The organism is Candidatus Defluviilinea gracilis (assembly GCF_057138825.1).
On the sequence record NZ_DBNHEF010000079.1, the window covers coordinates 184,106 to 200,778 of the forward strand.

The 16,673-nt window shown below is 54.1% G+C and carries 12 protein-coding genes; 3 read left to right on the forward strand and 9 right to left on the reverse strand.

What is annotated here, in order from left to right; all coding sequences use genetic code 11:
* Positions 1-89 precede the first annotated feature (89 nt).
* Positions 90-1,544, forward strand: a complete 1,455-nt coding sequence (locus tag AC16KF_RS16345) for a nitrilase-related carbon-nitrogen hydrolase (RefSeq protein WP_484038417.1) — start codon at positions 90-92, stop codon at positions 1,542-1,544.
* Positions 1,545-1,626: 82 nt separating this feature from the next.
* A complete protein-coding gene (locus AC16KF_RS16350) occupies positions 1,627-2,619 on the forward strand; it encodes a GNAT family N-acetyltransferase (protein WP_484038418.1) in 993 nt (330 codons plus the stop codon).
* Between the two features lie 402 nt (positions 2,620-3,021).
* On the opposite strand, the gene AC16KF_RS16355 is transcribed toward AC16KF_RS16350, so the two are convergent.
* Positions 3,022-3,351, reverse strand: a complete 330-nt coding sequence (locus AC16KF_RS16355) for a stress response translation initiation inhibitor YciH (RefSeq protein ID WP_484038419.1) — start codon at positions 3,349-3,351, stop codon at positions 3,022-3,024.
* 261 nt (positions 3,352-3,612) lie between these two features.
* On the opposite strand from AC16KF_RS16355, the gene AC16KF_RS16360 reads away from it, so the two are divergent.
* Positions 3,613-4,506, forward strand: a complete 894-nt coding sequence (locus tag AC16KF_RS16360; RefSeq protein WP_484038420.1) for a tyrosine-type recombinase/integrase — start codon at positions 3,613-3,615, stop codon at positions 4,504-4,506.
* Positions 4,507-4,532: 26 nt separating this feature from the next.
* Here the strand turns inward: AC16KF_RS16360 and tilS are convergent, their stop codons facing one another.
* From tilS to AC16KF_RS16400, 8 genes are all read right to left on the reverse strand, one after another.
* On the reverse strand, positions 4,533-5,963 hold the full coding sequence (tilS, locus tag AC16KF_RS16365; RefSeq protein WP_484038421.1) for a tRNA lysidine(34) synthetase TilS: 1,431 nt from the start codon (positions 5,961-5,963) through the stop codon (positions 4,533-4,535).
* 70 nt (positions 5,964-6,033) lie between these two features.
* Entirely contained in the window at positions 6,034-7,002 is a 969-nt protein-coding gene (locus tag AC16KF_RS16370) for an ABC transporter permease (RefSeq protein ID WP_484038422.1), read from the reverse strand.
* A gap of 444 nt (positions 7,003-7,446) precedes the next feature.
* Positions 7,447-8,571, reverse strand: a complete 1,125-nt coding sequence (locus tag AC16KF_RS16375; RefSeq protein ID WP_484038423.1) for an ABC transporter permease — start codon at positions 8,569-8,571, stop codon at positions 7,447-7,449.
* Positions 8,564-10,156: an ABC transporter ATP-binding protein gene (locus tag AC16KF_RS16380; protein ID WP_484038424.1), complete on the reverse strand. Its 1,593-nt coding sequence runs from the start codon at positions 10,154-10,156 to the stop codon at positions 8,564-8,566. The genes AC16KF_RS16375 and AC16KF_RS16380 overlap by 8 nt, the downstream gene beginning before the upstream one ends.
* 154 nt (positions 10,157-10,310) lie before the next feature.
* Entirely contained in the window at positions 10,311-11,510 is a 1,200-nt protein-coding gene (locus AC16KF_RS16385) for a BMP family ABC transporter substrate-binding protein (RefSeq protein ID WP_484038425.1), read from the reverse strand.
* Between the two features lie 186 nt (positions 11,511-11,696).
* Positions 11,697-13,700, reverse strand: a complete 2,004-nt coding sequence (locus AC16KF_RS16390) for a hypothetical protein (RefSeq protein WP_484038426.1) — start codon at positions 13,698-13,700, stop codon at positions 11,697-11,699.
* 338 nt (positions 13,701-14,038) lie between these two features.
* Positions 14,039-16,063: a hypothetical protein gene (locus AC16KF_RS16395; protein ID WP_484038427.1), complete on the reverse strand. Its 2,025-nt coding sequence runs from the start codon at positions 16,061-16,063 to the stop codon at positions 14,039-14,041.
* Positions 16,060-16,659 (reverse strand): GNAT family N-acetyltransferase, encoded by a 600-nt coding sequence (locus tag AC16KF_RS16400; RefSeq protein WP_484038428.1) that lies wholly within the window; start codon positions 16,657-16,659, stop codon positions 16,060-16,062. The genes AC16KF_RS16395 and AC16KF_RS16400 overlap by 4 nt, the downstream gene beginning before the upstream one ends.
* Between the last annotated feature and the right edge of the window lie 14 nt (positions 16,660-16,673).

The window sequence follows — 16,673 nt, forward strand, 5'->3', positions numbered from 1 at the left end:
CAATGACGCTATCTCGACCATAGACCACAGGCGATACACGATCTCCAGCGTCAATGGTCAATCGCCCATCGTCAAACAAGGAGTCCCTCATGTCCAACTACCTCTACCTGCTCATCATCTTCGCGCTCAATTTCATTGCCGTCGGCGGCAAATGGAACCTCCCTCTCGCCGCGTGGATCGTCCCCGTCTTCGCCTTGCGCTTCTATCGCAACAGCCAAAGACCAGGGCTCGACTTTGCCCTGCTCTGGCTCGCCACCGCCATCCCGCTTATCGTCTCGTGGAGCGGCGCCACCTTCTTCCCGCGCCTCGGTGAAATCGGCTTCTTCCTTGCCGTCGCGCCCATCACCCTGCTTGCCGTTGTCATCGATCGTTACTTTCACGTTCGCTTCCCCGCCTCCGCATGGGCGCTCATCATCTACCCCATCGCCGCCACCGCGCTCGACTTCTTCCAAGCCAGCGGTAGTCCCTTTGGTTCGTTCGGCGCGCTGGCATACACCCAACGCGGCTTCCCCGTCGCCATGCAGATCGCATCCATCTTTGGGATTTGGGGAATCAGTTTCGTGATGAGTCTATTCGCCAGCGTGGTCAATCATTTTTGGGGAGGAAACGCTTCGCCTCTTTCCTGGGCTTCGGCTGGGCTACTCACCCTCATCCTTCTTCTCAGCCTCGGCCGGATTCTGCTCCCTGCCCAACCCAAGCAGACCGCCGTCATCGCGGGCTTTTCGCTCCCAGAGGGGACTCTGTCCCAGTCGCTGAATCAATTCAAAAGCGGGGATGAAGCGGGTTTTCGTCAAGCCATGGATGAATTGCACGCGGCAGAATTGAATCAGATCCGCATGTTGGCTCAGAGTGGCGCGAACATCGTCGTCATTCAAGAAGGCGGCGTAATTGGCACAACCGACCAGATCGAGACGATGATCGCCAATGCGGGTATGCTCGCCAAAGAAGAAAATATCTATATCGTCGCGCCGACGTTTGACATCGGACAAACCCCGCCTGTGAATTCCGTCCGCATCATTGACCCGAACGGCGACGTGATTTTGCATCACGTCAAATATGGCGGCAATATGTTCGAAGGCACGCTCAAAGGCGACGGCGTTTTGCAGACGGTGGATACACCCTATGGCAAACTCAGCGCGGTGATCTGCTGGGACGCGGACTTCCCGAACATCATCAAACAAACTGGCGCCCAAAATGTGGACCTGCTCATTGTCCCCTCGCAAGACTGGCTCGGCGTGCGCGACATCCACGCGAACATGGTCGCCTTCCGCGCCGTGGAAAATGGCGTCACAATTTTCCGCCAAACAGGGCAGGGCGTTTCGCTGGTCAGCGACGCGTATGGCAACGTGCTCAATCAAATTGACACGTTTGAGGAGCCTGAAAGTGAATTTGTCGGCATCCAAAACATGACCGTGCCGATCACATCCGTCAACACGCTGTACCCGAAGGTCGGCGATACTCTTGGCAATATGATGTTGCTCGGTTTGCTGGGATTGTTTGTTGGGATGTTCGCGGCGCGGCGCAAAAATAAACCAGTGGCATAATTGCCCAAACGTCCCACAGGTTGGTTGAACCACGCGAATTGTTCGAGCAACCCTGCGGGACGATTCAAATCAAGGAAACCTCATGACATCATACACCCTCCGACACTACACCTCCGCCGATGCCCCACAAGTCGTGGATATGTTGAACGCCAACCGCGCCAACCCTCGCGCCGTAGTGGATGGCGCGGGCAATATCCGCTTGATCCGTTATGTTCCATTTTCAAGCAGTAAAGTTGTTGTTGAAGATGAGCAAAAAAATATCGTCGGGTATGCTTATGTCGCAGACAAGGAAAATAACTTCGTCTTTGAAACAGGCGGCGGAGTCCGCCCCGATCATTGGAATACCGGCGCTGGCTCCATGCTGATCCAGTGGGCAGAAGAGGAAGCGTTCAAACTAAGCGCGAACGCCCCAAAGGGAGTCAGATGCGTCTTGCAGGTCAATATCTTTGAATCGGACGATGAAGCCATCCGATTGTTTGAAGAGGCGGGTTTTTCCAATATCCGCACGTGGGCGCATTACGACATTCAACTTAAAAGCGAGCATGCGCTTTCAGGTGACATGAAGATCCGCTCTTTCGATTTAGACAACGATGACGATTGGGATCTGGTCAGCCCCGTGCAAGATGCCGCGTTCATGGATCATTGGGGCGCGTATTCGCTCCCGCCCCTTGAAAGCGCCGAGCCTGAAGAAGAGAACAATGAAGACGAGCCTGTTATCGATCCTTACTATTCCAACGCCCAAGGCTATTGCTTCATTGCTTTTGTTGGCGATGAAGCGGCAGGCGGAATTCTGTGCAATGCAAAACTGGTCGAATTCCCGAATACGGGACGTGTGGGCAGTGTGTTCACCAATCCCAAATTCCGCAGAAAAGGCGTCGGCAAAAACCTGATGCTTTCCGCATTCAATGCCTTTTACCAAAACGGGATGCGGCGCGTCATCCTGGATACCGATGCGCAAAGCTTCACCGACTCAGCCAAGTTTTACACAAGCTTCGGGATGAAAATCTATCGCCGCGAGTTTTTGTATGAAAAAGAAATCTGCGCGGGGGAAGAAATTCGACGGCTAAGCAAATAACAAGGAGATGACTTGCCTCCCAATTTAATCTTTAAGTAATTAGCCACGGATTTCACAGATTCTCACGGATTTTGTTTTTCCCGAATCGCGTAAAGCGAAAGCCGACCAGATTCAACTTGGTCGGCTTTTTTCGCGCAAATTCGTGAAACTTGTACTGAGCCTGAAAGGAGTGTCGAAGTATCCGTGGCTGAATCCTTAACCACAAGAATAATCCTACCTACCTGACAGTTTTAAAAATGGGACGCAGACACTTGCGCCGAGCGCCAGTGCGGTGTGAACGCTGAAAACGCTGATACAGATGGATTTTTCAGAATGGCTTGCAAAAAAATCTGCGTCCATCTGCGTTTTTCTGCGTCCAAAAACCAAGCTGTCGGGTGGCTAGGAATAATCCTGTCTACAAATTTACCCACCTGCGATTTTTACTTTATATCCCAACTTCATAAGCAAACCCGCGATCTTCTCGCGATGCTCCCCTTGGATTTCGATCACCCCGTCCTTCACCGTTCCGCCTGTGCCGCACTCCTGCTTGAGCCTCTTCGCCAGCGACTTCATCTCATCCGCCGATAACACAAGATTCCTCACCAACGTCACCGCCTTGCCGCCGCGTCCCGCCGATTCGCGGTGGAGGTAGATGGTTTGTTGCTGAGGGGGAAGACTCCCTCTCGATGAGGGAGATGGCGATTTTCGCAAGTCGCCCTGCTCGGAGGACCAGACGGTTTTGTTGGTAGGCATAGTAATTCAGATTGTATTATAAGCAATGGTAATCATCAAACTTCTCCGTTGACACCTTAGGGCAATCGCATTTGGATTTTTTGTCCGCTAATCCTCACGAATTCACGCTAACCTTTCTCGGAAAAATTCGCGCAGACTGGCGAAGATTAGCGGATTCGAAGGCATAACACCGTGTTTTGAGCCTCGAGATTTTCAAATGCGATTACCCTAGTTGACACCTCCTCTTTCCTCGGCTAAACTACACGAACAAGAGGAGATGTCATGCCTGAGAAAATTGCCTCGCACCTAAACCAGAACACGCCGCTCGTTACCGCGATCAACTCGTGGGAGAGTTACCTCGCTGACCAGGGACGCTCGCCGAACACGATCAAAGCTTTCCTGTCGGATGTGCGCCTGCTCACCACCTTCCTGCCTGAAGACGTTACCATCGGCAAAGTGACCACCAAAGAACTCAACCGCTACTTCGAATGGATGGAAAAAGAGCGCGACGTGCCATGCAGTCCCAAGACGTTGGCGCGGCGCATCACGGCGGTCAAATCGCTGTTTCGCTGGTTGCATAAGTTCGGCGCGTTGGTCGTTGACCCAGCCGAGAAGGTGGCGCAACGCTCTGCCATCAGTCCCATCCCAACTGTGCTGACTCCCAAAGAATACGATGAAGTTCTCCTCGCCGCAGATCGTCACCGCCGCGCCGCGAAGCCCGATGCGCGTCCGTACGCGTTGGTGTATTTGTTATTGTCAACGGGGATCAAAAAGAGCGAGACTCTCGGAATCAAACTCGAGCATCTCGAACTGGATTCGCCCAACGGACTGCAAGTCTTCATCAAATATGCGACCCCCGCGAATCGCTACAAGGAACGGAAGATCACTCTGCCCGAAGACTGGGTTCCCGCCTACGAGGAATATGCCGCCCAGTACAAGCCGGAGGACAAACTCTTTCCGTGGTCGCAACGACGATTGGAATACCTGCTCGAAGACGTCAGCAACGAAGCGGGACTCAACAAGCACCTCTCCTTCGACATGTGCCGCTGGACATGCGCCCTCAACGATTATCGCGCCGGTGTGGAACCGGATGCGATCCGCCAGAAACTTGGCGTGTCGAAGATCCAATGGCGCGAGTTGTTCATTAAGTTGCAAAAACTTGCGGGGAATACCTAAGCGCCCTTTGTGTTCCTTGGGGTGAATCAATCTCTGGTCAATGAGAAGTAGACCGCCTGCCTTGTGGATTCCGTTAAACGAAACGGATGCGCAAGGCGGTAGCCGGGCACCCACACCACGCGCTCGCCAATACATAAGAGGGGCCAGCGGTCGCGCGCGCGCTGGGGCAGTTTCACGTTGATAAAGAAATCGGAAAGTTTCGCCTCGTGACCGTCCATGCCGAGCGGCTCGAAGCGGTCGCCGTCCTCCCGAGCGCGGAGTTCAAGCGAGCCAGATAATTCCTGCGCATCCAACCACACCTGGAACGGATCTTCATTCGCTTTTGCTTCTTCCATGGCAAGCGAGGCAATATTCCAGCGTTCACAGTTGAGTCTCCAACCGCCCGATAATTCCACCTGACCGGGGATACTCAACGAGATCATCGATTGCCCTTGAGGAAGTTGGGGCCAGCGTTCCACAGGGAGCGTGATGTGACCCTGCACAACGTAGAGCAACGATCCTTCGCGCAACAAATGTAAACCCTTCGACAAATCCATGCGCGTGGGATGCTCGGAGTCTGCGATGAAATTGACAGCGCGTTCGAGGGTGGCATAGCTCGCGTCGAGGTTGTCGGGGTGAAGATGCCCCATAGCGCGGCGAATCAGGTTCCTTTGGAGTCCGACGCGTTGTTGGGCGAATGCGGAAATATCGAAGGCGACGAAGTCCGCTGTTTCCTGGGCGACGACATCCTTCCATGCGTCATCGAGCGCGTTGACCAGGATTTCGTGATCGCCTGCCAGCGATTTCGATGTGCGCCAGATCGTCTCGCGGAAACGCGGGTTGTATGATTCGAGAGTGGGGATGAGCAGGTGACGCAAGCGGTTGCGAAAAAAATCGAGCGAGGCGTTGCTGGGGTCGTGTCGCGGACGAAACCCGTTTGCCGCGCAATAGACGACCGTCTCTTCGCGCCAGACATCGAGCAATGGGCGCACAATGGGGATTTCATCGTCGAACATGTGAATGATCGCGCGGTGGCTCATGCCTTTCAAGCCCGCCAAGCCCGCGCCGCGAACAAAGTGCATGAGCACGGTTTCGACCTGGTCGTCTGCCGTGTGACCCACTGCCACAGCTTGCGCCTTGTAACGGCGAGCCTGCTTCATTAGAAAGCGATAACGCAATATCCGCGCGGCTTCTTCGATCGATAGTTTTTCCGCGCTGGCAAAAGCGCGCACATCGCCATTTTCGATCACCCACTTGAGGTTGAGTCGTCCCGCGGCTTGCTCGACTGTGTTGGCATCCGCGTCGGAATCGTTACGCAGTTTGTGGTTGAAGTGCGCGACGATGACTCGATAGCCCTCGGCGCGAAGCACATTCATTAAACACAAGCTATCGGGTCCGCCGGATACGCCCGCAATGATGGGTCTGTCTTTATGGAGTCCGCATTGTTCGCGGAGAGTGGAGGCGATGTGATCCAGCATTATTTTCTTGAACGCGGCAAATGTGAAGACTTACTCTTTCCTTCACGATCTTTGCCCTTCTCGGTAAAAATTACTTGCCTCTCTCGCCGCGAATGTACGGGACGCCCAACGCGGCGGGCGCGCCAAGACGTTTGCGGATCGATTCGCGCGAGCCGATCACCAGCACAATGACCGTGAACGCGTAGGGAATCATCTGCAAAAAGAAACCGAGGTAGGAGTTGTAGTAAAAGGGATTGTCAAAGCCGAGCAGGGTGAGCGGACCTTGAATGTCGAGGATGAGACGACGGAGCGCGCCAAACGCGTACGAACCGATCGCCGCGCGGATCGGATCCCACTGCGCGAAGATGACGAGTCCGACCGCGATCCAGCCCTGCCCGCCCGTGGTCAGTTCGCTGAACCAGCCGGGCGCGACTGCCAGACTAATCGACGCGCCGCCCAGCCCCGCCAGCATCCCACCGACGAAGACGTACGCGTAACGCAAACGAAAAACGTTGATGCCGAGCGCGTCTGCCGCGGAGGGATACTCACCCACTGCGCGAAGATGCAAACCCGGGCGGGTGTGGTTGATGTAATACCATGCGAGCGGCGTCAGTAAATATCCAATGTAAACCAATACGCTTTGGTTGGTAAAGAAGATCGGACCGATGACCGGGATGAGCGCAAGCAACGGGATGGAAAAACTCGGCATGAGCGAAACCGTCCCCGCCTTGCTCAAGCCTTCGCCTAACACAAGACTGATGCCCGCTCCAACGAGCGTGAGCGCAAGCCCGCTCACCACTTGATCGGCTTGCAGAGTGATGGAAATGAACGCGTGGATCTGACTAAGCAAGCCCGCCACGATCATCGCGGCAAGCACGCCGATCCACGGGTTGCCGGTGGCGATGGTCGTGCTGAAGGCGGTCATCGCGCCGATCAACATCATGCCTTCCACGCCGAGGTTCAGCACGCCAGAGCGTTCGGCTAATACTTCGCCCAAGGTGGCAAAGAGGAGCACGGTTCCGCTGGCGACGCCTGCCTGAAGAATAACGATGGGATCCATAAAATAATTTCTCCGATGATTCCTATTCAACCTCTTGCATAAGTATTTGTAGGGCGGGTTTTTAACCCGCCATATGTCAAATGCTAGAAGCACGTCAGGCTAAAAGCCTGACCTACGAATGACTATCCTGCAAAAATCTCAAATCCTTAACCACGAAGGCGCTCCCGAAAAACATCGGGACATGTGAGTCGCGGAGTTTTTTTATTTTCTTTCTCAGTGTCTCCGTGACTCCGTGTTTCAAAAAGCGGTTAATAAGCCGCCGTATGCAGGGTTGTTTTTGGCGGAGAGATGTTCTTTCGCAGTTGTGATTACCGTCCACGAATTTGCACGAATACCCTAACGGGCACATGTAAACGAATTGACGCGCTGCCATTCGTAAATTCGTGGTTTTATTCGTGGACGGTTCACTGCCGAAGCAAAACTGCGCAACATCACTTAATAAATTTATTCCTCTTCACCTTTCACAACCCGCGCGCGATAGCGCAACAGAAAATCGCTCGCGATCAAACACACGAGGATAATACCTTGAATCATTTTCGGGATGCCCGAAGGCTGGATCTCGCGCCCCGCCAGAATCAACGCGCCGAACAAGATCGAAACGACGATGATCGCCAGCGGATTCAACTTCGCCAGCCACGCCACGATGATACCGGTGAAGCCATACCCCGCGTTGAGAGGCGCGGTCTGCAACCGGCGGACAACGCCCGACACTTCACTCATACCGCCCAGCCCAGCCAGCGCGCCCGAAAGCGCCATCACCAGAATCGTGTTCTTCACAATGTTCACCCCGGCGTATTTCGCCGCATGAGGGTTATCGCCGATCAAACGGATCTCATACCCCCAGCGACTCCGATACACGATGAACCACAAAATGACCGCCGCCGCAACGCCGAATAACAAACCGGCATGTGTGGTGAGTCCGCGCAGAAATGGGATCGTCGAAGCATAATCCGACAAGCGCGGCAGGGAGGCGTTCACAGGGAACTTCGGACTCATCTGAAATCCGCCCTCGCTCCACACGCCGAAGATCCAAAAGTTCACCCATGAGACCGCGATGTAATTCAACATCAACGAACTGATGATCTCATTCACGTTGAACTTCGCTTTGAGATAGCCCGGGATCACCCCCCACAGCGCGCCCATGCCCATCCCTGCCAGAGCCATCAACGGGATGAACATCCAGCGCGGCGATTCGGGCGCGAGCGCCGGCGCAAGCACGATCGCGCTCGCGCCCCACGCGCCCATGATGAACTGTCCCTCCGCGCCGATATTCCACAACTTCATGCGGAACGCGATCGTGCAAGCCAGCGCGGTCAGGATGATCGGCGTCGCTTTCACGATCGTGTCCGAAAGCACGCCGACACTTCCAAACGCCGCGCGCGCAATATAATAATAAGTGACGAACGGATTGCCTCCGACAGAGGCGATTACCACGCCGCCCAGAATTAAAGCGACCGCCACCGCGCCGAGCGAGATCATCAGCGATTCTTTTCGGGTCGGTTCGTCGAGCCTCGGTTCGAGTTTGACTCGCCACCCGATTCGTTTTTTCGTCAACGCGGATTCAGCCATGCGACGCGACTCCTTCTTTGTGGATTTGTTCCAGCGGCGTGCCGGTCATCATCAGACCAATCGCTTCGACCAACCTTTCGTCTGGTTCGCCCGCCCCCACCTTTACCTCCCCCATGATTCTCCCCTCGTAGATCACGTAGACGCGGTCGCTCAGCGCAAGCAACTCATCCAACTCTTCCGAGATCAACAACACCGCCGCATCCGCCTCGCGTTGAGTCAACAACAAGCGGTGGACTCCCTCGATCGCGCCCACATCCAACCCGCGCGTTGGTTGGACAGCCACCATAAAGTTGGGATGCCCCGAAATCTCGCGCGCCAGAATGACGCGTTGAAGATTGCCACCGGAGAGCAGACGCACGGGCGTGTTGACCGTCGGCACGATGATGTCGTACGCTTCCTTGAGTTGCTGAGCAAATTTCGACGCCGCGTTCATGTCGATCATCGAACCTTTCGAGATGGGCGCTTTGCGATAATTTTTCATGATGACGTTGTCGGTCACGCTCAAGTTGGGCGAACTGCCGACATGTGTGCGATCCTCCGGCACATACGACATGCCGTGTTGAATTCCAAACAAAGTATCGCGGTTGCTGACCTTATCGCCGTTCAACACCACATCCCCTTGTTTACACTTGCGCAGACCGGCGATCACCTGCGACAACTCGATCTGTCCATTTCCAGCCACGCCGGCGATGCCAACGATCTCGCCCGCGCGCACTTGCAAGGACAATCCGCGCAACGCGGGCAATCCCTTATCGTTCTCCGCATGGACATCTTTCACGTCGAGAATGAGCTTGCCCGCCTCTTTCGGCTTTTTATCCACGAACAACACCACTTCGCGTCCCACCATCATGCTGGCGAGTTCCTGCTTGCTCACACCTTTGGCAGGGACTCCCGAAGCGGTCACCTTGCCGCGCCGCAACACGCTGACGCGGTCCGCGATGGAGGCGACCTCGTTTAATTTATGGCTGATGAAGATCACCGATTTGCCTTGCGTAACCATCGAGCGCAACGTCTCGAACAACACGTCAATTTCCTGCGGCGCGAGGACGGCGGTTGGCTCATCCATTACGAGAACCTCCGCGCCGCGATAAAGCATCTTCAACAACTCCACTCGTTGTTGTTCGCCCACTGAAAGCTGCCAGATCTTCGCGCGCGGGTCAACCTTCAATCCATATTGATCGCCAAGATCAGAAATCTTTTTATCGTATTCGCTCAAACGCATGAGGAAGCGAGGCTCGTCCAACCCCAACAAAATATTTTCAGTGACGGTCTGCGAAGGGACAAGCATGAAATGCTGATGCACCATCCCAATCCCCGCTTTGATGGCATCGCGCGGGGAAGAAAATTCCAGCGTCTTGCCTTTGATTTTGATGCTACCGGCATCCTGTTTGTATAACCCCGCCAATACATTCATCAATGTGCTTTTACCCGCGCCGTTCTCTCCCAACAAGGCATGGATCTCCCCGGCGCGTAATTCAAAATCCACGTGGTCGTTGGCAAGCACGCCGGGAAACCGCTTGACAATGCCGCGCATTTCGACGACGAGGGGAGGCTGTTGTAAATCAGTTGTTGGGTTCGCGGTCACGGCACACTCCGGGGGAAATGTAAACAGGTAAACCAGGAAACACGTACACACGTGTCTACCAGTTTACTTATCTACTTGTTTACTTGCCTACTTGTCTCCGCTTACACAAAACGGGGCAGAACCTCACAGCCCTGCCCCGTCCATGTCAATTTGCTTATTCCGGCAACTCAGCGGTGATGCCTTCTGCCCACCACTTCATACAAACATCGATACTGCACGGCAGACCGAACTCAGGGAACGCATCGAGGTCAACCTGCTCGAGGCTCTGACCCTCCGGCAGGACCACGTTACCCTTGTTATCGTTGATCGGTCCCTTGAACACATCGAAGCGGGTGAACTCGCCAGCCAGCATCTGCGCAAGGATGTCGCGCACTTCCTGAATAACGGCAGGATCAAGATCGGCAACGCCCGGCGTCAATTCCTGTCCTTCCATGAAGCCGTACAAACCCAGCGAACCGGTTTCAGCATCGAAATAGTCCCAGCCGGGAACGTACGTGCCGTCAATGACGCCTTTGGTGATGCGGGCATATTCGGGACCCCAGACCCAATACGGCGCAGTCAGACAGCGCTCAACTTTGCACGAACCGTACCAATCATAGGTCACGCCATACTTGCCCTTCTCCATCGCCACATCGGCAACGGCGGGAGTATCCGCGCCGGTAAACACAACATACGCGCCGGCATCGAACAACGAAGCCGCGGCTTCCTTCTCGATCACAGGATCATGCCACGTGCTGAGCCAGCGAATATCCATCGTACATTCGGGACAAGTCTTCCTCATACCCAACGCAATCGCATTACCCAGGCGCACTTCTTCGGGGATTGGGAAGGTCGCCATGTACCCGAGTTTCGTTTCGCCGTCCTGCTTGGCGCGCGCGCCAGCCAGCATCCCAGCCAGATATTTCATATCTTCCATGGCGCCCATCAAGTTGCCGAAGTTCTTCTGGTTCGACTTAATGCCGGTCAAATGAATGAACATCGAGTCGGGGAACTCGCCCGCCACGATCTCCATCGGGTCGCCAAAGCCGAACGACGTGCCGATGATCAGGTCGAAACCCTTGCGCGCCAACGCGCGGAACACCTGCTCCGAATCGGCGCCTTCGGGCACGTTCTCAATGTATGCCACGTTCGTGTTCGGCACATTCTCTTTCACATACAGCAAGCCTTCATAATGAGCCTGCGACCAGCCGCCGTCATCATGCGGTCCGATCAAGACCATCGCGATATTGAACTTGCCGTCTTCCACAGCCGGGATCTGGAACCCACCCACCTCCTCGACAGCAGGGGCGCATGCCGCCAGAACCAATGAAAGGACGATCAACAAACCGAATACCTGCAAAAGTGACTTTCGCATTTCTCTACTCCTATTGTGTGATTTTGGTGAAGATACAACTCATGCGGCAAGAAAACAATTCTTTGGCGTTAGCCTCCTTTCACGGATTAATTGTCTGACAACTTGTCTATACAAGTAAATTTTATCACAAAAGGTTAATCTTTTCCTATTCTAGACAAACCACACGATATACGCAAGTGCTTTTTTTCATGGATTACAAGCGAGAGTCGTCTGTATTGCGGATAACGCTTCGCTTCGTCCCGGACCTTCGGCTGTCTCAGCCGCGACACGTTCCCACAACCGACAGAGGGGCGCGCTCATCGATTCCGATTCGCTCAACGATCGCATGGATAGTTCTACCGCGCGCTCCCACTCGCCCGCATGGGCGTATCCCTCGATGAACACGAATCGCTCCGCCGGGTCAGTTGGATTCAAACCCTCGGCGAACGCGGCATTGCCCAGCGACACAACTTCATCCCACTGTTTGAATTGACGCGCCAAGTCCGCTTTCTGGAAGGCATAACACCATTCATGTATTGGCTCGGGATCATACGGCTTCGGCATCTGTGAACTTGACTCGGATGAGATCAACTCATAATTTGTCAGCCGCGATGCAAAACGCATCAGGCTTTGTTCGGGGATGGCGCGATTCACGCGGTCAACATCGGGATCAAGAATCCTCATACAACCCGGCGGCATGAAATAAATCGCCAACGCCTGCGATGTATTTCCATGAAATTGTCCTGCTAAATATTCAGTGAAGATGGGTAGATCAGGTTCAAGTTTCGGGAGTGCATCGCTTCGCAAACGCGTGGTGGGATACAGCAACACATAATCAATATCTTCGCCGCGTTTCTCAGGCGCGTACACCCAATTGACGACGGGACTCAAAGAATTATCCGCGTAATATTCCAGCGCGCCTTCGTTCATGATGATGGCAGTATCGGGTGCAATGCTCGGCGCGCGCCACGTCATTTGCCAGAAAAATTCTTTTTGAGTTTGCCAATCTTGCTTGTAATTATTCGCTACTAAAAATTGATAGCCAACGGCAAGACCGATCAATGAAACAAATAAAGCAATACGAATTCGCTCCCATGGAATCAGACTGACCACGCCAGCAAAGATCAAACTGACGCCGAACATGAACGGAAGCGTGAATCGACTCGCGGGCCACGCCAGCGACGGGACGAATCCCACCAGCCAAAAGGGCCAGCCCGAAAGCAGGAGAGTGAAGATGCCCAAGCCGATCATCCAAAGCGAATCTTTGATATTCTTTTGAATCAATTGCGTTTCTTCACGCGAAACAAACAAGAAACCTGCGATCAACACAAGAGCCGCCAACGCAACGACGATGTAATATGAATTAAGAATGGGCTCAGCCGATGAAATTTTAGGTAACTGCGTCACTTGCACCCACGCATCGCGGAGGACGAGAGTCAACGTGGAACGGATGTTTCGCGCAAGATTGATAATCGTCTCCAGCGGCGCGGACTTCAACGAGTCTCCTAGTCCAATCCCGTAGACTTGATTGTTGAAGATGAACAAGCGCGAGAGAATCGCCAAAACTAAAACGATTAAGTATGGAAGCCACAACTTGAAAGTTTTAATAGCCATCTCGCGCAGGCTCATCGTCTCGCCGCGCAGGGCAGTGAGGATGACGCCCACGCGCATCAGTTCCAGCACGTAGAAATATTCCATCATCCATAAGTTGAGCGCGGAGAAGATCAAGCCGAACGCGGTCAATTGCCAATAGCGATTCGGTTCTTCCATGGCACGCAACATCAGGAGATAGGAGTATAAAAAGAAAAACAGCACGATGAAGAAATGGCTATATAAAAACGCCGACCATTGTTGAGTGAATCCAGGGTAGACCAAAAAGAGAAGAGCAACGCCCAGCGCGAGGCGGGGCTTGCCCTTCCATAATTTTTCGACGATGGCGAACACCATCACCGCGCCGAGCCATCTCCAAAATAGCGCGAAGATTTGCCAGTAGATGGGTTCATCGGGAATGATGCGAGTCGTGATCTGGTACAACAATCCCCACACGGGACGGTTGGTCGAGAAGTACTTGGTCAACGCTTCGGAGCCGAGCTCGTAAGCGATCCACGAGATGGGCAGGTCATCCCAATAAAAGCCGAGTTGCGGGATGAGCAATCCGTAAGCGAGGATAGCGACAAGGAGGAGAACGACGGGTGGGCGAAAAAATTTCATAGGTCGAAGACCCCGAAGGGGTCACATGATTCTAGTGCGCGAATTTGAAATATGAATTAACCCCGAAGGGGTGTCATAGGTAATACGATCATGTCATCCCTTCGGGATTTCGGAAACTATGCTCAATTTCTATAATCCTATCATCCCTTCGGGATTACTCTACAAACAGAATCCGTCTCAATTATTGCGCTGGACATTCCAATACGTTTTGGATTTCATTCAAAATCGTAATCGGGTTCAAATCAAACCCCGACATCATACGCGATAATATCATGTCATCTGTCGCCACGGCGCCACGCGACGCCTTCGGCATTATTTTTCGTGAAGGGTTTTGCAAATCATTCTTCGGGGCATTCAATGAGATTTTGGATTTCATTCAATGCTTCGGTTTGCGCTTCGTTTGATGCGGTTTCTGTTGCGATACGCTTCCACAACTTGCAGAGCAACGGGTCAACATAACTCTTTGAAACTTGCCGCGCTTCTTTGGATAGTTGAATCGCACCATCCCATTTCTCTGCGTGGGCATAACCCTCGATGAAGACGAACAACTCAACGGGATTGTTGAAATGCTCGTCGAGTTTGAAGGCGGAATCGGCGAGACGGTTCACTTCATCCCAATCTCCGAATTGACGCGCGAGCTCGGCTTTTTGGAAGTAGTAGCACCATCCGTGTGGAGGTTCCGCCCCGTAGAACGCGGGCATGGATGCGGGCGGCTCGCGCAGAATCCGCTGGGGGTTGGATAATGCCGACGCCTGGCGCATCAGGCTGTCGTCGGGGATGAAGCGGTTGTTTTTATCCAGATCAGAATCCAGCAGGCGGAGGCAATACGGCGGGTCGTAGTAAAACGCGAGGGCATCCGATGTGTTGCCGTTGAAGTCACCCGCGATGTAACTGTAGCGAATGGGGGTGTTCGGCTCGAGGGAAGCAAGCGAGCCATTGAGGCGATTGCCCGGATAAAAGATGACGTACTTGATATCGTCCGCGCTTGCGCCGGGGTCATAGATCCAATTCAAGCCCGCGCTGATCGAGTTGTCGGCGTAATACGCAAGATGCTCGTTCATCAACACGAGCGTGTCGGGCTGGAGCGCGGGCGCGCGCCAGCGCATTTGCCAGAACAGGTTTTTCTGCGCCTCCCAATCCTGCAAAAACGAATCGCCGATCATCACCTGCCTGCCCGCCGAAAGCGCGACAAGGGTTGCGGCGAACACAACGCGCAGTGTTTTGGGAATCAACTCAACCAGCCCCGCGATCAATACGCACGCGCCGAACATGAACGACATGGTAAAACGACTCGCGGGAAACGAAAGGCTGATATCGAGAGACGCCAGCCAATAAGGACCTCCGCCGAGAAGCATGGCGATCAAGCCAATGCCGATCGCCCAGTACGCTGACTGTCTTTGAGGTTGAACATTTGCGCTCTTGAAAAAGAGGAACACCAATACGCCGACGACGATCACCACCGCGAGATACATCAGCGTCGTTAGCGGACCGTCGAGCGCGGGGTTTGGAAACGTAAAGATCGTTCCAAAAGCCTGCGCCGAGGCGAGCCACAGATCCGCCGCGATATTTTTCATCAAGCCGAGAAGCGCCCGAAGCGGATCTGTCCGCAATTCGGAGAAGAACACATTTTGATACGCCACATTCGTAAACACGAACATGCGATACAAAATATTCGCAACGAAGACAAATAGATAAGGAAGCCACTGCAAAAACGCGCGGCGCGCGGTTTGAAATACTTTTTCTCCCCGCCCGCTCTGCCGCAACGCGTAAAAAATGATCGCCGCGCGAATCAGTTCGAGCGAATAAAAATATTCGAGCATCCACAAATTCAGCGCGGAGAGGATCATCGCCAGGCTGGTGAACAGCCAATAGCGCGAGGGCGAGTTCATCGCCCGCAACGTCGACAAGAACGACGCGAAAAAGAAACAGACCACGATCCAAAAATGCGCGGTGAGGAAAGAGGCATACTGCAAGTTGAACCCCGGATAGAGCAAAAACAATAATCCCGCCAACGCCGCCATCTTGTCGCGGTCGCGCCACAGTTCGCGGACGAGTTGCCACAACAACACCACGCTGAGCCAGCGCCACAGGATCGAAACAAATTGCCATACCATCGGCACAGGCGGGAGGAAGGTTGTCGTCACCTGATACAGCACCGCCCACACAGGGCGCGCCGTCGAAAAATATTTCGCCATCGCTTCGCGCCCCAACTCGTAACGGATCCACGTCATCGGCAGATCATCCCAATAAAAACCGTGACGCCATAACAACAAGCCGTAGGCAAGGAACCCGACAATCAAAAAAAGCCACGGCGCATAACGCGGCTGGGCAAACGATTCGATTTTACGAAGGAGAACTGTCATGTGAGCATCAATTCCATGCGATGACGGTCGAACGCGCCTTCTGTGTACGAACGCGCCACGCGAAAACCTGCCCAAGTATACAATGCAATCGCGGCGGCGTTCCCGGCTTCCACGCTCAACTCTACGGAGGTAAATCCCTTCCCGCGCGCGGCTTCGATGAACGCGTTCAACAATTCGCGCCCCAACCCTTTTTTGCGCGCCGATTCATCCACGCCAAAATACGTCAACTCGATTGCGCCCGGCCTCATTGTAACGGACGCCGACCGCGATGAAACAACAACCTGCCAGATCGCTTTTGGATTCGCGAACAACACCCTCGCCATGTGGATGATGAACCACCCCCGCGCCTCGCTCATCCGACGGGCGACTCGTTCCGGTTGTGGCGACCCCACCACCCACCCCAGCGGATTCCCCTCCGCGCCCAACGCGCACATCCCAATCACCGACGAGTCCGCGCGGGCAAACTGGTAATAACGCTCCAGGAACGGCGCGCCAAGCTCGCTCAATAACGAATGTAGAACACGGCGGTGAAGGCGAGCCAGATTTCTTATTTGGTCGCTATTCATCTGCGCGAGCGCAACAACGTTGTACTTCATCGTGCGACTGTTAT